We start from the raw sequence: 22858 nt of genomic DNA on the forward strand, positions 1-22858 counted from the left end.
ATTTGTGCTTTTAAAAGTTCAAGTTTACCGAAACCGACATTTGATAATCGTCTTTTACTCGGCGTTGACTCGCATGAATAGGCGCAGCCAAGGTTAGGGCGAGGCGGCTATCACCGTAAAACGCATTGATTGAAATACCCGCCCCAGATAAGCTCTCTTCGTGACGCCCGTAGATGTTTTCGGCCTTTGATTTGCTGTAACCTAAATCAATAAACCCTGCCAAGGAGAAATCAACTAATGGAATCCAATCGCTGAGCTTTCGACTCCCCACCGGCCAGGAAATATCGTTACGAAGATAAGCACCGTGATCACCACTAAAGGGTTGCCCAACAAAGCCACGAATGGTGCCTAAGCCGCCTAGATGAACCTGCTCAGAACCGTATAGTGAATCCATTGAATATTGAGCCGATAGCAAGGACTGCAAAAAGAAACTTTCGCCTAGGGAACGACTAAAATGAACAGTGGCGTCGAATTTACTGAATTGTGCGTGAGGTGCTATTTCTAGTAGATCAGGCACATCTTTACTGGCATCAAAGGCATCCAAGCCCCGGCGATAATGCAAGCTGCTTAGCCAACGAGAACGCTCTCCGACATAGCGATGCTCTAAGCCTAAACTGGCCACCGACAGTTTTTGGGGGCTAAGCTCAACGTCATTAATGTAACGTAGCGATTCCCTTAACGATAAACCCGTTTTAACACTAAGCTTATGCTTGGCGTTTCGAAAGGCCATATAGTCCAAATTTAGGTAGGTGGAATCGGACTGGCCAAACAATTCACTAAACTCTGACAACACACTGAGGTACTCTGAGTAGCTGCGCGTATATGACAAGTTAAAACGCCTAAACGGCATAGACATTTGGAAGATCAACGCATTGGTATCGCGACTTCCTATGTAGTTCACATTAATGGTTTCATTTAAGGACAGCAGATTATCAAGTCCCATACCCAAGGTTAAACGTTGTTTACCCGTCCCTTCTTGACCGTCATTGTCAGTACTTACGTTTAGACGTAAGCGATCTTTTTCTTGGGTGCTAATCTCTACAATCGATGTACCAACTTCGTCACCTGGCCAGAGTTTTACTTGCGATTTAACAGAAGCTGGTAAATCTAGCTGATCCACAGCCTGCTCCAAATTGCGCATATTTAGCACACTACCCTCGCGGGTGCCTGGCAGAGCTGTCCATAAACGACGGCGATCAGCATTGGAGTTTTCGTTGAGTTTTACCTGCTCAACTCGACCCTCCATCACTTTAATAAGCAACTTTCCACGACTTAAATTTTGCTCAGGAAGATAGGCCCTTGTGGTGATGTAACCGCGCTCCATATAGAGCGTGTTAATTAATTGCAGTAAATTACCGATACGGCTCTGCCCAACACACTGACCAATCATATCCTCGCTAAGCGTTTGAAGATCGCTTAGCTGCACAACACTCACACCTTCAAACGACACACTCTCAATGGTGAAGCAAATTTTATCGCTGAAGCTTTCTTGCTCTTCAATTTCGGGCTCGATCATGATTGCTTTTTGCCGTTGAAGCTCTTCGCGCTCACGCTGCATTTGCTGTTGCTTTAAAAAGCGATCAGCTTCAGTCTCCAGCTGCGAAGCACTTTGCGCCATACTCCGCTCAGCCGATAGAAGCATCGCTGCCAGCAACAAAGCTGCCGATGCGAGCCTAAATGGGTAGCTTGCGAGGCTCATAGCGCGCTCCCAAACAAGCCAATGGCCTCGCCATTTACTGGGCTTTGATTGATTCTTTCACGCACTATATTTATATCAACAGGGATATCTTCATCTTCACCACTTTGAAAAAAACCACCTATTTGGTAGATCTCAGCATCACTATTGATGACCAGCCTACCCATATTAGCTATTAAGGCGCCGCCTTGATCTTGTCGAAATACATGGCCTGTGCGATGGTTGAAAAAGCCTGCCAAGCCCTTGCGGCGTTGGAAAACATTGGGAATGGTAATGGCTTCATTGGTAATTAAGGGCGTAGTAATGCGCGTGTTAGCAACGCTAAAGACGGTTCCACCTAAGTTGTAAAACGATTCGCTAGCCTGCAGTTCTGTATCGTTTGCGGCTTGAATACTGCCGCCAAATAGCTGCACAGTCGATTGGCCAAACTGATCGCATGAAATTACGCAATGGCTGCTAAAACGGAGTTCACCTAGCGCTACAGCTTCATTGTGAACCGTTTTTGCATCAAGAAGAATATCACCACCATTGGAAATAAAGTTTCCACCAACATTTGAAATATGGTCTGCGACAATGTCTAAATCTCCATCAGCAACTAAGGTGGGTAGCTCTCCGTCAATATCCATCCTGCCGAAGTCGGCCCACAGTTCGCGGCGTTTTTCACGCTTTAGAAATAAGGTGTACCAACGCCTAGAGCCAATGGTTTCACTTTGCTGTATTTCACCTCGACCTTCAAAATCGTTAAACGATAAAAGATTTTTAAATGCCCCAGGGGTTTCAATTGCCAATGCCCCATTGCTTATCATGCGGCCATTGTAATTGGTGATATCGCCCGCTGAGCGCAGTGAAATATCGCCGCTGGCGGCAAACAAGATGCCCAAGTGATCGCCATTAAGCGAACTTTGCTCGATGCCTTTTTCCGCTTCTATATCAATAGCTGCGATAGCATCTTCACCCTCGCTGGGCACATCTACCGCCGCACTGAGTAATACACCTTCTGATGAGAACCTGCCTTCGCTTTGCACGCTTATGCCGTTTCCAGCGGCCACCTCCGTCTGCTCGCGCTCAATATCACTGCTTAAGGTCACGTTACCTGAGCTGCGTATCGCCAGATGCCCTGCCGCACGAATGCTTGCCGCCGAACTAATTTCACCATCTGTGCTTAGAACAAAGTTGCCACTGTTTGCAATCAGCTCACCATCAAGCTTTACGCCAGCCCCTTTGGCGGTAACAGCAATAAGAATACTGCCCGCTTCGATCGAGGCATTTTGGCTCATGCGTACCAGCACACTTTGATTGCCATCCTCACTTTGCTGATTGATTGCTACGTTTCGTGTGGGGTTTGAAGGAGATAGCGAGCTGTCTAGCTCAGTGATGCTTTTACCTGGCAGTAATCTAACTTGATTGCGGCGGCCTATCTCACTATTAAGAATTGGGCCGTTTACTTCAATGGCATTAGCGATTAGATCAAGACTGCTCATCGCCCCGGAGATACCGCCCTCTCCAACAACAATGGTGCCTACCTGGGTATCCAGCAAGGTGTTGAGTTGCTGCACACCCGGTCCAAGGGTTCGCTCTACTGTAGAAACACTGCCCGTAGTTAATAGGGTATCGGCAGTATTTATAAAGTTTAGGCCATCGACCGAAATACCATTGGTATTTGCGATAACAATATGCGCCTTGGTGCCGAGCACCTCAATTTGCCCGGCCAGCGTTGATAGCTCTCCGCCGGTAACTTCATTAACAATGGTCCGCGCTGCAACCTCGCGGTTGTTTAGAGCTACACCTTCAGCACTGACATCAAATTTCTGGTAACGGTTGTAACTTGTTCGATCTTCATTGGCTGGGGCGATCTGTACCTCAGTGCGCCCACCCACCTGAGCAACACTGGTCGCGGTGCTGCCATCGGGCACGACATTATTCGCTGCAGACAGCGCTGTGTTTAAGCAACATACCAGGGCGACAGAAATACTCGCGACTGACGATCGAGTGGAGGATTTTAAAGGCATATGCTAGCCACTTCCCTGCGTTAAAGTATGGGCTGCCCGAGACAACCACCATTTGAAGATCTTATTCAGATATCCAATTAAGAAATCCAATCAAGAAGGGCTAGTTACGGTACAAACAGATGAAAACTTAGAGGCGACTTCCTTGTAACTATCCTCTTATTGAGTGGAAGATTTTAATGACAAAGCGGCTCAAGACAATCAGCCCAAAGCTTGAAATAAGCAGCCGTTTGGCGAAGTGGTTTGCAAAGTTAGAATGAAGGACAGAGAGGGATTTGAGCAGTTGAGCTAGCACTTTGTAACTAAAGCCCTTTGCCTGGCTAGACTTTCATAGGAAGATCGACCAACTTAAAGCAACGAAGCTGTTAGCACAATCGATGAGAAGAACAGACTGATTTTACTAAGGCGCTTCTTTCGCATGGCTAATAAAAGCTTTCCACTTATCGTCCATCGTTGGTAGCCAGTATTCTAAAATTGGTGTTTTGGCCTCAAGCGCTGAACATCCCTGCTCTTGCAAGTAGCGAAAAAGAAAGGCCGATACTCGAGCATTGACAATACAATGTAGCCATACTTTTTTATACTTGAGAGAATCCATATAGGCTGCAAAGCAAGTGAAGTGATCTTCATTTGGAGCATCGAAGGGAACCGGAATATGGATATAGCTCATCCCTAAAGAAGTTACTATGCTGCCTTCGTTTGCAATCGATTTCTCATGGTCTGGCATAGCGAGATTAAAAACCACGTCATATCCAGCATTTGCGATGCTTTCAAACTGATCAGCAGCTGGCTGGCCGGATGAAGCAATATTTTTACTCACCTGATAGTAGTTGACTACATCCATGGCTCACCTCGTTTTATCAGCACTAGAATTCCAATTAATGGGCATCTGTTTAAATTTCGGGAAAGCGTGATCTATCTTTCAGAGCAACGTTCTAACAAAGCCCCATAACCCTCTTCACGCTGAAAATCTGGTCTATTCACCTTTTCATTGACCAAAGCTCTAAACTTATCAAAATCTAGTAAGTTTTCGCAGATATAGGCTTCGGTTAGCTTCTTGTCACACATATTATTGTGATAACAAAAGCCCCAGGCACTTAAGTGAGCTTGTATTGGAAAATAGATGGTTTGTAGCCTTACCCAATCTTCTATACTTGCGTCATCGTTATTTTTTAGCTCGCTAAATACTTTCTGTATTTCATGGGCAGACTTGGAAATCGATTCGTTTTGTCCGCTTAGCATCAACTGTAAAACGGCTTCTTTTTTAAGTTTCTCTTGGGCTCGGTCATGCAGAATGAATTCCCAAGCTGCGTAAGCCACCCCCATGGTAACCGCTAAAGCTTGAATCCAATCAGTAATAGAAGGCTTCATTGTTATCCCTATACAACATTTACATTATTATTTTATGCGCTTACTTACCTTAAGCATCGATATTTCACATATGGACAGAAACAAAGAGCTTTTTATTTTGGTTTAATCAGCCAGAACTTTCCTTTATGGGCCATACGCCCGGCAAATTCACCTGCTTGCTCTCCTTCGCCCGCAAAGATATCAGCGCGAATACCGCCATTGATGGCGCCACCTTTATCTTGTGCGATAAAAACCTGCTCTATTTTGCTGTCGTTTAATGGATGAGGTACGGCTACATAGGCCATGGTCCCCAAGGGAATATATCGGGTATCCACTGCCAGCGAACGCATAGTGGTTAGGGGAACACCCAAAGCACCCAAGGGTGCTTCTTGATTGTAGGCCTCTTCTCTAAAGAACACATAGCTTTGATTATTGCCGATCAAACGTTGGTATTCGATGGGCGTGGCCGCATCAACCCAAGCTCGTATAGAGGGCAAAGAGATTTTTGCGGGGGGTATTTCACCGCATTCGCGTAACACCTTGCCCAAACTGATATAGTTTTCTTTATTTTTGCCTGCATAAAGTACTTTAACTTTACTGCCATCAGGCAGTTTGCCTACGCCACTACCTTGAACATGCAGAACAAAATTATCAAAGGCATTATCGGACCAGAACAGCACCTCTGATTCTGCTAGCCCGCCAGCTTCAATTTGTTTGCGGGATAAAGTTTTCGCTTTCTTTGAAAACTTATAAATAGGGTGCTGATACTTTTCAGTTTTGCTTTTACTGACATTAACGTAAGACGCATAGTAAGACGTGAACTTTCCTTTATCATTGCGCGCTGTTTTTGTATCCACCACTAGCTGATAAGGAATAAAGTTATTTTCGATATAGTCGTAGACATTAGCCGAATTTAAACCTTCCGCCTCTTGGCATATCTTCGCCCAGCCCTTTGGCAGTTTACTGGTTTTGCAATTGTTCTCGATAACCTGCAATAAGGATTCTGGCTCTGGCTTATCTAACCAGCCAGGCAGTTCATTAAATTGCTGCTTTACTTCATTAATCTGTAGATTGGCTGTTTTTTTTCGCTGCTCACGTGAGCCTTTTACCTTTGTTTCTACAACCCGACCATCAGGACACTGGTAACTTTGGGTTTTGGCCTCCAAGTTGATGGCAAGGCTACTGCTAAGTACGGCAATCGATATTAATAATGGGCGCATTCTTGGTCCGTGTATGGCTTTAAAACAACTAGTGATTCTGACATAGATTAGAGCAATCAATCATAACATTGTTCCTAAATATTGCTCCTACACATGACTTTTACACATGAGCCCATCACGACTGCCGGAGGCGTCCTAATCAACATAGGCGACTTAACACCTAGGTGCTCGGCAAGCCAAGTGTGTGACAAAGCTTTCAAAGCGCTACTTTGTTAGAGGGGATCTACATAAACCGACACAAAGACAGGCCGCTATTTAACCAAATCAGAATAATCCACTATATAAAACCCGTTTTCCGAATAATCCTCTGCAAAGCTTTGCTAAAATAGCGGCAATTGGAAGCACTGCTTCGCAGCAAGCCCTGCCCTGTCGCCAAAAGTGACCCCGCTCGGCCTACCCAGCCCACCCGGCCGGATTAGCGTTCACCCCACGCTTACTCTTAATCTGCACTACAATAAGCGCAACAGCATTGGGCTTTAGTACGCCCACTGACGACTACTGTTGGCGCTATAGCCGGGTTCCATCTGCTTATATTTATCGAGGATATTATGACCACAGCCTATTTGAATGGAGAATTTCTGCCCCTGGAAGAGGCCCGTATATCACCTATGGATCGTGGCTTCTTATTTGGCGACGGCATTTATGAGGTGATTCCCTCTTATGATGGCAAGTTAGTTGGCTTTGGCCCTCATATTGATCGCATGCACCAGGGTATGGGCTTTATCGATATCAAGCACGATCTTAACCATGAAAAATGGCGCGAGATTTGTGAAGGCCTTATCGAAAAGAACGGATCTGGAAATTTGGGTATTTATTTACACGTTAGCCGTGGCGCCGATGTTAAGCGCTTTCACGCATACCCAGACGATGTAGCCCCTACTGTTTTTGGCTTTGCCTTTGAGATTGCCCCGCCACCTGTCGCCAATCGTGAGCAAGCCAATGGCTATAAAGTGGCTACCACCGAAGATTTACGCTGGCAGCGCTGTCACATTAAATCTACCGCTTTGCTGGGCAATGTAATGCACTTTCAACATGGCTTTAGCAGCGGGCAAAATGAAACCTTGCTGTACAACGCCAAGGGCGAGCTAACTGAAGCCAGTGCCTGTAATGCCTACATCGTTAAAGACGGGGTTATTGCGACACCACCGCTGGATAATCAAATCTTACCTGGCATTACCCGCTTAATGCTCTTGGATATTTTACGCAAACACAGCGATATTACCGTTGAAGAACGTATTATCACAATGGACGAAGTAGCCAACGCCGATGAAGTATGGATCAGTAGCTCCAGCAAAGAAGTTGCGGCTGTTGTTGAAGTGGACGGCAAAGCCGTTGGCGATGGTAAAGTCGGCCCGGTTTGGGAAGCTGCCCAAGCGCTATATAGTGCCCACAAGCACGACTATTAATATAGTTAGTGTTGAATGTGCTTTAGCGGCTAACCGTTAAAGCACTAATGGAACGAAATAGAAACACACAGAAAGAAATAAAGAATACTCGGATTTATTATGAGTCGCCCCTGTCACGCCCGTATCGATCTAGCAGCGCTGCGCCACAACTATCAGCTGGCCTGCGATCTTGCGCCGGCCGCCCAAGCTGTCGCCGTTGTCAAAGCCAATGCCTATGGTCACGGTGCTATAGCTGCTGCCAAAGCACTTGAGCCCTTGGCACCTGTGCTTGGGGTAGCGTGCATAGAAGAGGCTTTAGAGCTTCGTGATGCAGGCATTAAAAAACCGATTCTTCTATTAGAGGGTATTTTCAGCGCCGATGAAGTTAGCATTGCCAGCGAGCAAAACTTCTATTTGATGGTAGAAAACCTTGAGCAGGTTCAAGCTATCATTCAAGCCAATGTTAGCCAGCCACTGCATTGTTGGTTAAAAGTCGATACCGGCATGCATCGTTTGGGATTACTGCCGGAACAAGCCGACGGCGCCCTAAGCATTTTAAAAGCCAGCGATAATGTACACAGCGATATTATTATTGCCAGCCACTTTGCCAGCGCCGATGAATTGGATAACCCAAGCAATCAAGCTCAGCTCGAATGTTTTGATCATTTAATTGCTCAAAGTGAACAAACCAAAGGCCTTGCCCAAAGCCTTGCTAATTCAGCTTGCGTACTCGGCCACCCTCAAGCTCATCGCCAATGGCTTCGCCCTGGCTTTATGTTATATGGTGCTTCACCTTTTACGGTGCCCCATACAAATGCCGATAAACTAAAACCTGTCATGAGCCTAGTGAGCGAAGTGATTTCGGTTCGTCCAATTAAGGCAGGGGAACGCGTTGGTTACGGTGGCAAGTGGCAAGCAGAGCGCGATAGCCTAATTGCCACCATCGCCTGCGGTTACGGCGACGGATACCCACGTCACGCCCCCAGCGGCACGCCTGTATTAATTGACGGACAAGAAGCACCGCTAGTTGGCCGTGTCTCTATGGACATGATCACGGTAGATATCACCGAACTTAAAGATATTGCCATAGGCTGCACAGCCGAAATGTGGGGGCAAAATCTTTGCGTTAATCGTATTGCAGATGCCGCAGGCACTATTGGCTATGAGCTGTTAACACGCATGCCAGCTAGGCCTCTTCGAGTATATAGCGAATAGGCCTGCCGGCTTAGGCGTTGATTGCCACAAGCAAGCGCTGAATTAAGGCTGCTGCGCTGTTGCCGCTAAGACGATCTCACGAACACATACATTTTGTGGCATGTGATAAGCAAACAAAATACTGTTTGCAACATCTTCTGCGCTTAGTACATTACCCATTTGTGTTTTCCAAGCTTTATAGCCATCAATAATCTCTTGGGAACTGGTATGCGATAGCAGCTCAGTTTCAACGGCGCCCGGAGCGATAGTAATGACTCGCACATTGCTATCGGCTACTTCTTCTCGAATATTCTCAGTGAGCCCATGTACGGCAAACTTTGTACCGCAATAAGCCGCATGATTAGCAAAGGTTTTACGCCCTGCAATTGAGCTAATATTCACAATAGTACCGCGATTATTAGCCTTCATATCTGTAAGCACGGCCTGCATACCATTGAGCAAACCTAAAACATTCACCTCAAACATCTGCTGCCACTCACTGGCCTGCTGGTTCGCCACATCGCCAAGCAACATAACACCCGCATTGTTAACAAGCAGATCTACCGGGCCAAATTTTTCCACAGCTTTGGCGATGGCCGCTTGCAGCCCCGACTGATCAGTAACATCTACCTTGGCACATAGGCAGTTTTTTAAGCCCAGAGCCTCCAAACGCTCCACTCGGCGCGCCAGTAACAACAGGGGGTGCCCTGCTGCGCTTATCTTTTTGGCCAAGGCCGCCCCAATGCCGGAGCTAGCGCCTGTAATCACCACTAAGCCTTTTTGATCCGCTGCTGTTACACTATTACTTAGCTTATCTGTCATTTTCTTGCCCTCTTGAATTACTTGTTTGCTTTATTCAACATGGGGCTAACTGTAAATAAGCTGGGCCTTGGGATATATATAGCGCCTGGAACAGCATTATTTCCAAACAAGAAACAATGCGCTGGAAGGAAGAAATAAACAGACTAGCCAAGCCACCACCGGTTTAGAGCACAGCAGCGATGATCCCTAAAGATATAAGCCTAAGCGATATACGCACATTTGTAGTTTTGGCAGAGGCCGGCAGTTTTACCAAAGCGGCTGAACAGCTTGGCTGTGGCCGCCCTCAAATATCGAAACAGCTGGCGCAATTAGAAGACAGCCTGGGCTTGAGTTTATTGATTCGCACCACTCGCAGCCAACAGCTTACCGAACAGGGGCAGCTATTTTACCAACAATGCCAACAAGCATTGCTGGATATAGAGCAAGTCATCGAAAAACTACAGGATTCACGCGATAAGCTGCATGGCCATCTTCATATCAACTCCGTGGGTGGCCCCATCGGAGAAGATATTATCGCCCCCATGGTTAATCAATTCCTAGGGCAGCACCCAGAAATTAAAATCGAGCTAGATTTTAGCAGCCCAAGAGTTGACTTAATTCAGGAGCAATATGATTTTGTTTTTCGTATGGGCGAGCTGGAAGATTCTTCACTGATTGCTCGTAAGCTCTGCGATTTAAATATATCGCTTTATTGCAGCCCCAGTTATGCCCAGCAGTATGGCCAGCCGCAAACGCCGGATGAACTTTCACAGCATCGCTGTATTACCGGCAGTGTTCAGCAATGGTCTTTCAAAAACCCAGCTAGCAATAAGACAGAAGGCTTTAACATTGACGGACAACTGCAATGCAAAAACGGACGTGTCATGTTAACTTCGGCCATTGCTGGCAATGGCATTATTCGTGTGCCTGAGCTGTATTGCCAAAAGGAAGTCAAAGAAGGCAAGCTTATCCCTTTACTTCAAGACTGGCGTTTAGTGGCCACACCGCTTTACTTGATTTACGTAAAGCAGAAAAACTCGGCTGCTCGAATTCAGGCTTTTAAGGATTTTGTTATTGAGAGTTTTGAGGAGTTTAGACCTTAACCCCGGTCATTACACAAGGGGAGTTTTGGTCACAGCAAAGCCATCCAGCCATGACTGAAATACCTGAGCAACGTTCGAAAAAACAATAATCAGGCATCGCAGCAATTGGCTTCACCAAAGCTCTAAATAGATTTCTTTCATTTCGCCTTCGCTTGGAACACGAGGATTATTACCCGGAGAGCCCGAAGCCAAAGCCTGCTCAGCCATGATATCCAGCTTATTCATAAACTGGTCTTTGTTGATACCAAATTCTGCAGGGCTTGGCACTAACAGTTCTTTGTTTAAAGCTTCTAACCACAACAGCAATGCATCACAAGCACTTTGTTCGTCAGTTTCTTCACTAACGATCGCCATTGCCTTTGCGCAATGGGCATAGCGCTCGACGGCGGCTGGAATAGAATATTTAGTCACGGCCGGTAACAACATGGCATTGCTCATACCGTGGGGCACATGAAAGTGGGCACCTATTGGCCGACTCATACCGTGCACCAAAGCCACCGAAGCATTGGAAAAAGCTATGCCCGCTAGATGTGAGCCTAGCATTAATTCTTCACGCGCTTTCTCATTATTGCCATCATGAAATGCGCTGCGCAAGTTAGGTGCTATTAGCTTCATTGCAGCCAAGGCTTGTTGATCACTAAAGTCGTTGGCGCGCTTTGAAACATAAGCCTCAATAGCATGAGTTAAGGCATCAATACCGGTATCCGCCGTTACTCGCGCCGGTACGGTGAGGCTAAGTTTGTAATCGACGATTGCCGCTTGGGGCAAAAACGCCAAGCCTTTGCAAAGCATCTTCTCGTCACTATCGGCATCGGTAATGATAGTAAATTGAGTGGCTTCAGAGCCCGTACCTGCCGTCGTTGGAATAGCCACAAGAGGCAAACCAGGCTGATCACAAATGGCGGGCACTTTGTAATCGCTCATACGCCCACCTTTTGCCGCGAGATAGGCAATGGCTTTAGCACTATCAATTGCACTGCCGCCACCTAAGGCAATAACTCCATCATAGCTACCCTCTGCCATTGCCCTTATGGCTGGCTGCAAAGAATCCTCGGTCGGCTCAGGCATCACATCGCTAAACACATCACTATCAGTAAGCTCCACCCCGGCATTAGTACAGGCCTGCTGCACTTTTGCCTGCACGCCGATATCGCGCATTAATCTATCGCAAATCATATAGGGGCGCTGGCTACCTAAACTGCGCAAAACTTCAGGTAGTTTATTTAGACTATCACCGCCTAGTTCTATCAAGCGCGGCAGTGAGATACGGGCTATTGCTGTGTTCATTATTTTTTCTTGGTTTGATGTGTGAGCTGATCATCCTGACAAATGACGGCGAGGCATGCAAGCCGTGACAGATATCCGTAGAATAGCCATATGAATTCTCAAACAACGATTAAAATTTACTACTGGCTAAGCCCGCTTTTTCTTATCAGCTTCGCGCTGTGGGGCTCAGATATTCGCATCAATATCCCCGGCGCCAGCCCTAGCCTGCACTATTTGTACTTAGCGGCCTGTTTTGTAGTACCCAGCCTCTTACTTAAACGCCCCACCATGCGAGCCCTCTTTGCCTTAGGTGAAAGTGCTTTAAACATTTTTTTGCTGCTTTACGGTGTGTTACTACGCTATTTGGAGTACATCGATATCGCCAGCCAAGGTGGGCAAGCCTTAACCGTAATGAGCCGGGGTGACATGCTGCACTTTATGATGGCGGCGGTTATTTTAGGCATGGGGTTTTATGGGAATCCGTTGGTTAAAGAACATCAAAACAGCGTTTAGTATTTTTGATGGTAACCTCGAGCCGACGAGAGCATTTGTGTAAAAGCATTCTTAAACTCCAAAAACTTAAAGTTACCGAGCATACAAGACTCCAAGCTACAGCCTCCGAAGTATTGGTAGGGGTATACAAGGTCAAAACCTTCAAAAACAAGGATGTTTTTGGAGAGCCCCCATGACCAATTCGCTTGGAGCGAATTTGGGCTTGGCCGAAGGCTGAGCACCTGGATGGTGCGAATCCATGGGTTTACGGCGAGTTTTGGATACGGTTCCCACCATCAAGGCCGTTCGAAGCCACCTTGCAAATCAAACTAAAAACCAAAGTCCCAACATCAACACTTGCAACCAGCCAAATATACTGTATATTTAACCAGTAATTGATACAGGAGATTGGCTCATGGCTGTAGTAGCTGTTTGGAAGTGTGACCGAGACGGAAAGATGTTTGAAAACAAAAAAGATGCGGAAGAACACGACAAAATGTTGGAGTTGGCAGCGAACATTACTACGCTGCTAGAAAACCATATCGACGGTCTAGATGAAAATACCAGCGAGGCCATAGGCTTACTGCTTGCCGAGCGTCGCGATGCCCTTGCTAAAGCCTGTAAGGGCAAACCTGATGTACTGCTAGAAGAGCCGGCTCAGGAAGACAACGTAACACCTCTAACGGCACAAGCTTAACTCTTGAACTAGCGCCCGGCTTTCCCCTGCGGCCTTTTGGCTCCTCGGGTGCTATTCAAGTACTTGTTGCTGTTTTAGTACCCACCTCCCCCGGTGGGTACGTTTTTTCATGGTCGCTGTTATTGGGGATCGCTGCTATTGAAGCTCGCCTTCTTTGTCCAGCGCTATTGCTTCAAAGTCTTCCGCTTTTGGAGGTTTTTCTTGTTCTTGTTTTGCTTCTAGAACTGGAGTCTTTTCACCCTGCTCTAGATTAATCTTCGCCTCATGATCGCTTATTTTTTTAGGGGTATCCTCAGCGAAAGGCTCACTTAAATCACCTTGCTCTTTAAACTCTGGTAAAGTCTTAGCAGGCAATGGCTTGACGCCTGGGTTTAAATTTTTATGAATTTTCGCCGCTTCACGTAAGCCCGATAAATAAGCACCATGCACAGTCGATGGAAACTCACTGTGGCTAGCCTCACCAGCAAAATAAATTAAACCTTCATTTTCCGCCAATATCTGACGGTGCTCTGGGCGCCCACCTTGACGAAGATAACTGTATGCTCCTAAAGAGAAAGGATCATTTTGCCAACGGCTGATATAGCTTTTAACAGGATCAGGAATCTCATCGCCATACATCCCCCGCAAAGCCAACATCGCTTCCTCGACAATTTCCGCATCACTGCCCGCTTCCAACTGAGTGGCCGTACTTAAAGCCAAAAGATAAGGCTGCTGGCTGACGTGATGGACATTAAGCCAAAGGCTAAAACGATCTTTTTCTGGGCTTACCCGAAGAAAAGCTTGCTCATCATCCCAAAAAACTTCTGGGAACTTTAACCATACTTTATTGAGATGCCCCATCCCCAAAAGAGTAATGGCGTCGCGCTTGCGGGCGCTAAGCTCTGGACTAAAACGAATCTTGCCAGCCTGCAAAATAGATACTGGCACAGTTATCAAAACACGTTTAGCTCGCATGAGTTGAGTTTGGCCCTGATAGCTGTAACTAATCTCTACAGAGTCTTCCAGCTGCTGCACAGCATTAACCTGTCGGGCTAACTGCACATCCACATTTTTACTCAATGGATCAAGAATGGCTTGAAAGCCGCCCAATGGAATAGGATCACCGCCACGATAGTCCTCGCCATCCATCTCCGACTGAACAGATAACTCTGCAGCATCGGCGGCCCAATCTTGTTCATACATAAAATTAATGAACAGATTATGCAAATCATCACTGACAAAACCCAGATCGCCCGACTTTTGGGCGTCGTCCATCAGCATCTGCATGCTGGCATTTGGTTCACGCTCTAAGTATTGCTCAATGTACTTCGCCACCACCTCATACCAGCGATCCGAGAGGTCTTCGGTATCTTCAATCTCCTCACCGTATTCGTCGTAGCTAAGGCTATCTCCCCAGTCCGTAGGCTTGCTTAAACGATGCCCTTGCTGTTTCGCTAATGCGACTAAGGGATTATCGCTTTGGCCATGCAGCCAATTGGCGCCTATCTCAATAGCTTGCTCACCGTCATAAAGCGTATGAACACGCCCCCCGATACGCTCACGCGCTTCTAACATAGCAACCTTATAACCCAGTGATTGAAGCTCGCTGGCTGCACCAAGGCCGGCAGCACCAGCGCCAACAACAATGATATCGGCATCAAAATTCATAGTCTTGGCCCGTAATTCACTATGGGAATCGATGGACAGTGCTGGCCCCTGCGCAAAGAGCAAGCTCGAGCTAAATGACAGTACAAAAGAAACAGTAAGCACAAAAGGGGAAAGCTGGCGAGACACCAGACGAAAAGATAGGAGAAGTAGTAAGCGAGCTAACACCCCATGCGCCAAGCAAGAAAAGCCCCGACAGCTCGTGGAAAACATCATTGCAGGAACCTCGCTTAAAGTGATTATGGGGCAGGCCCGAGGGCCTAATCACCCCGAAAATCAAAAGCCTGCAATACGTTCAAAAAACCAAAAACTCGCCAATACGCCGACTGCACAGGCGCTAAAATACTGCCCCTTCTGGTGCAAAAGGGCCATATCGGTAAATACCCTTCGCAATAGTGCAAAGGCGAAAGCTGCAATACAGACAAAGAAGAGCTGCCCGAGTTCGACGCCGATATTAAAAAACAACAGCGCCACTGGCAACTCGGTTTGCGGCAGGCCTATATCAGCTAGCACTGCGGCAAAGCCAAAACCATGCAATAAACCGAAGCTACTGGCAACAAATACTGGCTGGCGCCAAGTTAAGGTATCACGGCGATTTAGCACCAATTCTCTCGCTAAAAAGATGATGCTTAAGGCGATAACCGCCTCAATAGCTGGCACCGGCAAGCTCACAATACCCAAGGCCGCAGCTGCTAAGGTGATTGAATGCGCAATTGTAAAGCCGGTTACCGTAATCAAAATACGGCGCCAACCACCCGCAATAAAAACAAGGCAAGCCAGAAACAATAAATGATCCAATCCAATTAGGATATGCTCAATGCCCAGTATGGTGTAATCCTTAGCTAGCAGCCAGCGCTCCTCTAAGGCCGGAACCTGCCAGGATATTTGTTTTGGCCCAAGCCGAGCATTATGTACTTGGCCGTTACTGCGCTCTAAGCGAATTAGGCTGGAAATCGACGGGTTTGCCAAAGGGTAGACAATGTTGAGTTCAGCCCCTTCAATCCCTTCACTACAACTAAAAGGCTTTCGCAGAGCCGTCTTTGCTTGCTGATACTGACAAAAGCTTGGCAGCTCAATACGAGGGCGATTAAAGCTAGGCACCGATGCAGGCACTCGGGCACGCAGCTCAAATTGCCCCGGCTCACTCTCACGGATATCGATATAAAAAGGGCGGCTTTCGTGGGCCTGCACTTGCCAGCTAATAAGGGCCACAAGTGCCAGCAGGCCAGAAAGCAAGATAGCTTTAAAAGTCATTACAGCAGGCATATTAAGACTCCTGCAATAACTTAATCAGAGCTTCATCTCCCCTTGCCGGGTATTTCTCACTGAGTTTTTTTACTGCAACTTTGCGCTGCAAACGTTGCTGTTGTCGCAAATAATCTTGCTCCACACGGCTATACACCTCAGCTAACTTAGGTTGATAGGCCGCTTTACGTTGGGTAACTAGCAAAAAATGCTGCCCATGCTCTGAGCTAATAGGGCCAATCCACTGCTTCGCGTCTAGCTCTTCTTGTGGCCATGCAAATAGCTTTTGGGCAAAGGCTTCACCAAAGTGGGCTAGCACATAGTCGCGAGTGCGTTCAATATAATTACGATGATACAAAAAACGCTCACCAAATTTACCAGCATCGGCAAAAGCAACAGCTTGTTGATTCAGGGTCTGTAATAAGCCCTGATCCACAGCTACCCCAACGGGAAAGTAAATATGGGTAAAACTAATATAGGGCTGTACTTTATAATCAGCTTTGTGCTCTTCCATAAAGGCTAATAGTTCAGCTTCGCTAGGACGTTTTTCTTCAGCGGCTTCAGATTGAATAATAAATTCCATTTTCTGCACTAAGCGCCGCTTAATGATGTAATCATCTTCCATCAAACCTAAGCCATCAGCCTCACGGAATAGCAGCTCTTCTTCATAGTAATCCAACAGCAGTTGCTTACGTTCTTCTTGGTTCATGGCCTGCCAACGCTGCTTGGCCAGCTCTGGTGAGAATGCTTTACTGCGATACTGGATAAAGGTGAGGATGCTATTCTCATCCACAGCGATAGACTGATCTTCTACTTCGGGATTAATACTGTAATACAGCACAAACAACGCGAAGCCCGCCAACAAAAAGTACAACAGGGGCTCTTTAAATAAACGCATATTGAAATTCTTATAGTCTGCTTGATAGGTTGGAATAGGGGCAAAACACATTGCCCCTGTATTGAATCTTATGGAGTGTACCAAATCGGTGAGCTATATGCCCTTTCTTGGATACTGCTAGCTTGTGTTTTGGGGTGCGCTTTATTCATCGCAACCGCATCTAATAAGGTATGCCTAGGGGTTGGAATTTCCAATACGCGCACATAGTAAAAAGCTCGCTGCTTGGGCTTGAAGTCAGGATCTTGCCACAATACTACGAACTCATCGGCACCAATAGTATTTTGGTAGCTGGCCGTTTGAGTATCGACAGTATCTTGCACAGCTGTGGTTTTACCGTCTTTCAGCTCGCGCTCAGAAGAAACCGCCACATTATAAATTTTCTCCTGTGGCTGCCCCGCCTCATCAATGTAGCCCTTCACCACTTGTAAACGATCTAATTTGGCGCCTTTGGCATCACGCACCGCTTGAATCAATAAACCAGGATTTTTACCTTTGGGAGCGCTACTTAAATCACCTCCCATAGGCACACCCTTACGATAGCCAACAGCAGCCAGATTTCGATTTTTAGTATCGTGCTGCTTAAAGTCCCAACCCGCAAATACTCGTAATGCAATGCGAGTGCCCGTGGTTGCATAAACCTCTTTGCGCTTAAAAGCGGCAAAGATTTCATCACGAGTATTTTCCTTTGCCCACACTGCGGCTAAACCCGAAGCGGAGAAATCCCAGCCACTAACGTTTGTTGCGTTGCTGCTACTCGGTCTTTGATCATAGCTTTCTGGCTTACCGTAGATACTTACTTTGCCAGCAAAGTTGTGCTCATCGGCTGCTCCCTGCCCGGTATGGGCATCGCTGGAGCCGATTAAAGCAAACTTATAGGGATTCACCCCCAGAGCTTGGTCAAACCCTAAACCACGCAGTAGTGCAGAGCGAATATAATCCGCTTCGGTAACAGGTGCCTTACCGTCATCTTTAACGCTGAGCAAATGACGATAGCTTTCAAAATCGGCAAACTCATCAGAAGGTGATAACAATGGATGCGTTTCAGAATCGCCTTTAATCTGAGTCGCTTCGACCACTGGCTCCCAGCGCATACGGCTGCGAGCATAATCAGCAGTAATGGGTCGGCCGTCACTATCGACCACATCAAACATCAAGCCACCACTGATGTTTGAGTTATGGGGAATGGAGATAAAATCAGTTTTATATTTCTTGCTGGTTTCACCTAACCAGTTCCACAAGCCCTCTGGGGTTTCATTATCTAAAGCACTAAATGGAATGTATTGGCTGGCCTTTTTTCCAGTCGAGGAAGACATCACCACGCGATGTAAGTTTTTGCCGCCGGGTGTTGATGTCCACTCCCAACCTACAAGGGTGGTAAATTTTCCTGGCTGATTATATTGATCAGCCAAGGCTGTGGTTTCCTGCCATATGGAGCGTCTAATTTTTTCACTATTAAATTCAGGAGTGGCGCGCTTAGCGTTTATATTGCCCAAAAACTCTGCAAAGACATCAGCACCACGACCTTCCTTCACCATTTTGATAAAGCGCTGGCCAGTCTCGGTGCCTGCCAGCTCTGGATCGCCACGAAAGAGACGATAGGGAACCCCCATCATCTCAGCATGATCAGCAATCAATAAAAAATCGAGAGGCCGATCAATTTGCACACGAGCCCCCGTCGCAGCATTCACAATAGGCAAGCCCTTGGCATAACGATAGGCGCCATGGGGATCAACACTGCGATTACCAAGAAAATAAGCATCCGGTGAAAAGGAGGTGTGTAAATGGGTATCCCCCCACAATAACTGGGGCGTACTTTCTGCCATAGCCACGCCACAAGCGATCGAGCTAACAGCTGCGCCGATAAGTGTTGTCAGTAATTGCCTGTTTTGCTTTGTCATTATTTTCTCACTCATGGGGTATACCAAACCGGCGAACTGTAAGCTCGTTCTTGAATACTCGCTTTTGCCACATCAATTTTTTCACCCAGAGCGACTTTATCAAAGGTAGTATGGCGCGGAGTCGCGATCTCTAATACTCGTACGTAATACACAGCGCGTTGTTTGGGATCAAAATCAGGGTCTTTCCAATAAACGGCAAATTCTTTTTCGCCAACTGTATTGCGGTAACTAGCGCTTTTAGCATCCACCGTGTTTGTTAGTGCTTTGGGATCTTTTAGATTCCGACCATTGCTGAGGGCTATATTGTAAATCTCTTCTTGGCTATTACCCTTCGCATCTATATAGGATTTCACCATTTGCACACGATCTAAATTCGCACTTTTAGGGTCTTTTACGGCGCGAACAATAAAGCTTGGCGCCTTGCGCTTAGGTGCTGCACTTAAATCACCCCCCATTGGCACGCCTTTGCGCTGACCAATCTTGGCGAAAGCTTTACTCTCGGCATCACGTTTTTTGAAGTTCCAACCGGCAAAGAGCTGCAACTTTATTCTTGGGCCTGTCGTAGCATAAACTTCGCGACGCTGAAAAGCCGCCATGATGGCGTCACGAGTATTTTCTGGAGCCCACACCGCGGCCAATCCTTGCGCCGCCATGTCCCAGCCACTGGCGCCTTTTTTTCCGACTCGCATAGCATTCTTGCCACTTGGCGTACCATCTAAAGCCATCTTGCCGTGAAAGTTATTCTCCTCGGCCGAAGCCAAACCAGTATGGGCATCGGTGGAACCAATCACGCCAAACTTATAAGGATTAACGCCAATTTCACTTTCAGTCTTCATTCCACGCTGCAAGGCTGAACGCATATAGGAGCCCGCATTTACTGGCGCTGTTTTATCAACATCAGGACGAGTATCAATCAAAAAACGATAGGTTTCGTAGTCAGCAAACTCATCATTGGGCGATAACAGCGGGTGGGTTTCCGAATCACCTTTAATTTGGGTCATTTCTATAACCGGCTCGAATCGCATTCTTGTACGAGCGTATTCAGCCGTAAGCGGACGGCCGTCGGAATCGACATTATTAAACATCTCTCCTTTTGAAATATTTGGGTTGTGAGGAATAGAAATCATGTCGATAGATAGATCTTTTGAAGTATCGGCCATCCATTGCCAAAGATCCTCAGCTTTCCAACTATCAATCGAGCTGTATGGCAAAAACTGCTTGGCCTTATCTGCGCCTGCGGAGGTTAATACGATACGGTGCAAGTTGGCGCCTTTATTCATCGCTGACCATTCCCAACCGACTAATGTTGTGAATTTCCCAGGCTCATTATGGCGTTCTGTGGCATCAACAATTTCACCCCACATGGTTTTACGAACATTATCGGCGCTTAACGCTGTAATTCCTTCAGGTCGCTCACCACTGTTAGCGCCAGCAACCAACTCAGAAAACACGTCACGAGCTCGCCCTTCTTTCATCCAGCCCATGTATTTTTGCGCGATGGGAATATCAGCAAGTACTTTTTCTCCGCGCCCAAGACCGCGCACCACCCCCATCATCTCGGCATGATCTGAGACCACTAAAAAATCTAAAGGCGTTTCTATTTGCACCCGTCCACGATGAAAGGGGTGTACCACTGGATAGCCTTTGGCATAGCGATAGGCCGTGTCAGGATCGGCAGTGTGATTGCGAAACAAATAAGCATCGAAGGAATAGCTGCTGTGTAGATGGGTATCTCCCCAATAAACCTGCTTTTCTTCTGCCATCGCCTGGCCATTACCAAGTGCAGCAGCCAAACCTATTGTGCCCAAAAGACCGTTTAGCGCTTTGCTTGCTTTGATGTTCTTTTTTATCATTGTTTTCGCCTGTTATTTTTGCTTTTTCTTTCACTAACAAGAGCTTACCTCTAAGTCACCCTTTTCACCTGTCACATATGTTGCACCTAAGCGACTAGTTTTCCATTGCTACACCGTCACGTTGCCATAATTGGCCATTTTTTATCGCAAACCGCCTTTTTCTCGCCCGCTAGTGGCCAGATTAGTTCGTTTTAATACTTAACAAGCGAAACAGATAGCCACCCAGACAGGATCGGTTAAGGAGATAAGATGAATACTTCCAACCCTATTAAGAAAATCACCACCATCATTGCAATTAGTGGCGCCTTAGCCAGTCCACTTAGCCAAGCTGAAGTGAGCACTGAGGCCAAGCAAGGCATGAGTTTTGTTGGGGCCACTATTGCTGGAGCTGCTGCTGGCGGCCCTATTGGCATGATGATTGGCGCTATTAGCGGCGCTTTCATTGGTGAAACCATAGAGAAAGCAGACACTGCACAGGAGACGGCCATGTCACTCAGTCAAGCGCAAGCCGAGCTTTATGATTTACGCCAACAATTAGCTAGCAGTCAGCTACAAATGGAGCAACTTGAGCAGTTGGCTTGGCATAATCTTGAGTTCCAGCTGCTGTTCCATACAGGTTCTGATGAGTTAAGCGATAATGGTCATCGCCGCTTGGCGAGATTGGCGGAGTTCTTACAACTCAATCCGCAGTTGAAGGTGCGCTTAGATGGTTATGCGGATCCTCGTGGTACTGATGAATATAATAATGTGCTTTCGATGTATAGGGCGAAGAATGTGCGTCTGACTCTAGAGAAGATGGGCGTTGAGGCTTCGCGCATTGAGGAGTTTAGTCATGGCTCTAAATATGCGCAGGGGCAAGACCCTAAGCAGTTTGCTCAAGATCGCCGGGTAAGTATTGAATTGTTTAAGGCTGATACAAAAGCCGAAATGACCGCTAGCCGTTAAGTTTTAATTTGCTCCATGGGGTTTGAGGCGCTGTTTTTGTTTTAAGCTGATACCCCTTCTTTTTTTAGTTTTTTCCTTTGTACTCGCTGTACGCTTTTGCCGCGACTTAAAATCGCGGCATTTTTTCAATGCATCTAACTTTGCCCCAAAAGCAGCTTCGATCCGCACTTCTACCCTTCCAGTTAACCCTTAAAATAATTGCAAGGCCGGCAGTAGAAATGCTTCCCATTTATATTCAAGCATAATTTAGGGAAGCGGCGGCTCCGGCTTGATATCTAGCTCCTCGATAAACCGTATGGTGGGCCCTAATGGCATGGTCTTATCGGCATCCTTGGCATACACCATATGAACGTCCTGCTGCATCTCGAACGCTTCTTCAACCTGATACAGGTGTCCTTGTTCTAGGTGCGGTTGCACAAGTGCTCTTGGTAGGTAGGCCGCACCCTGATGGCTTAAAACGAACTCCAGGGCAATGTGACTCTGAGCAGTATGGAGCACGGGGGCGACGGGCTCCGTAAATAAGCGTGCCTGCTGTAGATTAAATGCCGTACCCCAGTCTACAAATACATGACCAATACGTGGAACGTCCGAAAGCTGAATGCTGGCAACATTACATACCATTATCAATTCTAGGTGGCCTATCTTTCTGGACTCAAGGTCTATATTAGTGGGGGCGTCAAATACCACAGCGATATCTAATCTGCCACCAAGTAATGAGCGGATAAGGTGCTGTGATTGATTGATCTCTGTACGCATATAGAGATTTGGAAACTCGAAGGCTAGTTTGGGCAAAACCGACTGTAAAAAAGTGTCCCAAAGGTTAGACGTACCGCCAATAGAAAGCTGGAGGTTTTGCTGCTTAGGGGCCCCCACCTCTTGCACGGCCAATTGCCAGATAGCCAACAGGTTTTCAGCATGGGAAATAAGCCTCTCGCCAGCCGGCGTTAGCAGAATATTATTACGCTGGCGAGTAAATACCTTAACTCCCATGGTGTCTTCTAACTGCTTGATACGAGAACTTACTGCTGATTGAGTAAGGTATAGGTTCTCAGCGGCATGCCCGAAATGACGGGTTTTGGCCACCTCAAGAAATGTCCGCAATAAGTCTGTATTCATCAATGCACCAGCTCGATCAAAATAATTTATCGATAACTAGAAAAATCTATCA

The 22858-nt window shown here is 46.8% G+C and carries 19 protein-coding genes; 6 read left to right on the forward strand and 13 right to left on the reverse strand.

Annotated elements, in window-relative coordinates:
* Positions 1 to 10: 10 nt before the first annotated feature.
* From Q1A41_RS08020 to Q1A41_RS08040, 5 genes are all read right to left on the reverse strand, one after another.
* On the reverse strand, positions 11 to 1699 hold the full coding sequence (locus tag Q1A41_RS08020) for a ShlB/FhaC/HecB family hemolysin secretion/activation protein (RefSeq protein WP_299976923.1): 1689 nt from the start codon (positions 1697 to 1699) through the stop codon (positions 11 to 13).
* Positions 1696 to 3705 (reverse strand): filamentous hemagglutinin N-terminal domain-containing protein, encoded by a 2010-nt coding sequence (locus Q1A41_RS08025; protein ID WP_299976926.1) that lies wholly within the window; start codon positions 3703 to 3705, stop codon positions 1696 to 1698. Before Q1A41_RS08025 ends, Q1A41_RS08020 begins: the two co-directional genes overlap by 4 nt.
* Positions 3706 to 4102: 397 nt before the next feature.
* Entirely contained in the window at positions 4103 to 4543 is a 441-nt protein-coding gene (locus Q1A41_RS08030) for a protein tyrosine phosphatase family protein (RefSeq protein ID WP_299976929.1), read from the reverse strand.
* A 71-nt stretch (positions 4544 to 4614) separates the two neighbouring features.
* Positions 4615 to 5070 (reverse strand): hypothetical protein, encoded by a 456-nt coding sequence (locus Q1A41_RS08035; RefSeq protein ID WP_299976932.1) that lies wholly within the window; start codon positions 5068 to 5070, stop codon positions 4615 to 4617.
* Positions 5071 to 5162: 92 nt separating this feature from the next.
* Entirely contained in the window at positions 5163 to 6269 is a 1107-nt protein-coding gene (locus Q1A41_RS08040) for an MltA domain-containing protein (RefSeq protein ID WP_299976935.1), read from the reverse strand.
* Between the two features lie 548 nt (positions 6270 to 6817).
* Between Q1A41_RS08040 and Q1A41_RS08045 the strand changes: the two genes are divergently transcribed.
* Both Q1A41_RS08045 and alr read left to right on the forward strand, forming a co-directional pair.
* Positions 6818 to 7675 carry a D-amino acid aminotransferase gene (locus Q1A41_RS08045; RefSeq protein WP_299976937.1) on the forward strand — a complete coding sequence of 286 codons (858 nt, stop codon included), beginning with the start codon at positions 6818 to 6820 and terminating at the stop codon, positions 7673 to 7675.
* 99 nt (positions 7676 to 7774) lie between these two features.
* Complete coding sequence (gene alr / locus Q1A41_RS08050) at positions 7775 to 8869, forward strand: alanine racemase (protein WP_299976940.1); 1095 nt, start codon at positions 7775 to 7777, stop codon at positions 8867 to 8869.
* A 42-nt stretch (positions 8870 to 8911) separates the two neighbouring features.
* On the opposite strand, the gene Q1A41_RS08055 is transcribed toward alr, so the two are convergent.
* Positions 8912 to 9670, reverse strand: coding sequence for an SDR family oxidoreductase (locus Q1A41_RS08055; RefSeq protein WP_299976943.1), 759 nt, complete (start codon positions 9668 to 9670; stop codon positions 8912 to 8914).
* Positions 9671 to 9849: 179 nt separating this feature from the next.
* Between Q1A41_RS08055 and Q1A41_RS08060 the strand changes: the two genes are divergently transcribed.
* The gene (locus Q1A41_RS08060; protein ID WP_299976946.1) at positions 9850 to 10752 is read left to right on the forward strand and encodes a LysR family transcriptional regulator; all 903 of its coding nucleotides are present in this window, start codon (positions 9850 to 9852) and stop codon (positions 10750 to 10752) included.
* A 111-nt stretch (positions 10753 to 10863) separates the two neighbouring features.
* Here Q1A41_RS08060 and Q1A41_RS08065 read toward each other — a convergent pair whose 3' ends face one another.
* A complete protein-coding gene (locus Q1A41_RS08065) occupies positions 10864 to 12039 on the reverse strand; it encodes an iron-containing alcohol dehydrogenase (RefSeq protein ID WP_299976948.1) in 1176 nt (391 codons plus the stop codon).
* A gap of 90 nt (positions 12040 to 12129) precedes the next feature.
* On the opposite strand from Q1A41_RS08065, the gene Q1A41_RS08070 reads away from it, so the two are divergent.
* The gene (locus Q1A41_RS08070) at positions 12130 to 12531 is read left to right on the forward strand and encodes a hypothetical protein (protein ID WP_299976951.1); all 402 of its coding nucleotides are present in this window, start codon (positions 12130 to 12132) and stop codon (positions 12529 to 12531) included.
* A gap of 394 nt (positions 12532 to 12925) precedes the next feature.
* The gene (locus Q1A41_RS08075; protein WP_299771399.1) at positions 12926 to 13207 is read left to right on the forward strand and encodes a YebG family protein; all 282 of its coding nucleotides are present in this window, start codon (positions 12926 to 12928) and stop codon (positions 13205 to 13207) included.
* A 135-nt stretch (positions 13208 to 13342) separates the two neighbouring features.
* Here Q1A41_RS08075 and Q1A41_RS08080 read toward each other — a convergent pair whose 3' ends face one another.
* The 5 genes from Q1A41_RS08080 to Q1A41_RS08100 form a co-directional block, all read right to left on the reverse strand.
* The gene (locus tag Q1A41_RS08080) at positions 13343 to 15067 is read right to left on the reverse strand and encodes an NAD(P)/FAD-dependent oxidoreductase (protein ID WP_299976954.1); all 1725 of its coding nucleotides are present in this window, start codon (positions 15065 to 15067) and stop codon (positions 13343 to 13345) included.
* A gap of 60 nt (positions 15068 to 15127) precedes the next feature.
* Positions 15128 to 16117, reverse strand: coding sequence for a HupE/UreJ family protein (locus tag Q1A41_RS08085; protein ID WP_299976957.1), 990 nt, complete (start codon positions 16115 to 16117; stop codon positions 15128 to 15130).
* A gap of 1 nt (position 16118) precedes the next feature.
* Positions 16119 to 16994 (reverse strand): peptidylprolyl isomerase, encoded by an 876-nt coding sequence (locus Q1A41_RS08090; RefSeq protein ID WP_299976960.1) that lies wholly within the window; start codon positions 16992 to 16994, stop codon positions 16119 to 16121.
* Between the two features lie 68 nt (positions 16995 to 17062).
* Complete coding sequence (locus Q1A41_RS08095) at positions 17063 to 18907, reverse strand: DUF3604 domain-containing protein (protein ID WP_299976963.1); 1845 nt, start codon at positions 18905 to 18907, stop codon at positions 17063 to 17065.
* Positions 18904 to 20745, reverse strand: a complete 1842-nt coding sequence (locus Q1A41_RS08100) for a DUF3604 domain-containing protein (RefSeq protein WP_299976966.1) — start codon at positions 20743 to 20745, stop codon at positions 18904 to 18906. The genes Q1A41_RS08095 and Q1A41_RS08100 overlap by 4 nt, the downstream gene beginning before the upstream one ends.
* 249 nt (positions 20746 to 20994) lie before the next feature.
* Between Q1A41_RS08100 and Q1A41_RS08105 the strand changes: the two genes are divergently transcribed.
* Positions 20995 to 21690 (forward strand): OmpA family protein, encoded by a 696-nt coding sequence (locus Q1A41_RS08105; protein ID WP_299976969.1) that lies wholly within the window; start codon positions 20995 to 20997, stop codon positions 21688 to 21690.
* Between the two features lie 246 nt (positions 21691 to 21936).
* Here the strand turns inward: Q1A41_RS08105 and Q1A41_RS08110 are convergent, their stop codons facing one another.
* Complete coding sequence (locus tag Q1A41_RS08110; RefSeq protein ID WP_299976972.1) at positions 21937 to 22806, reverse strand: LysR family transcriptional regulator; 870 nt, start codon at positions 22804 to 22806, stop codon at positions 21937 to 21939.
* Between the last annotated feature and the right edge of the window lie 52 nt (positions 22807 to 22858).

It is taken from the genome of uncultured Pseudoteredinibacter sp. (assembly GCF_947502065.1).
In the GTDB taxonomy this organism is placed as follows: Bacteria; Pseudomonadota; Gammaproteobacteria; order Pseudomonadales; family Cellvibrionaceae; genus Pseudoteredinibacter.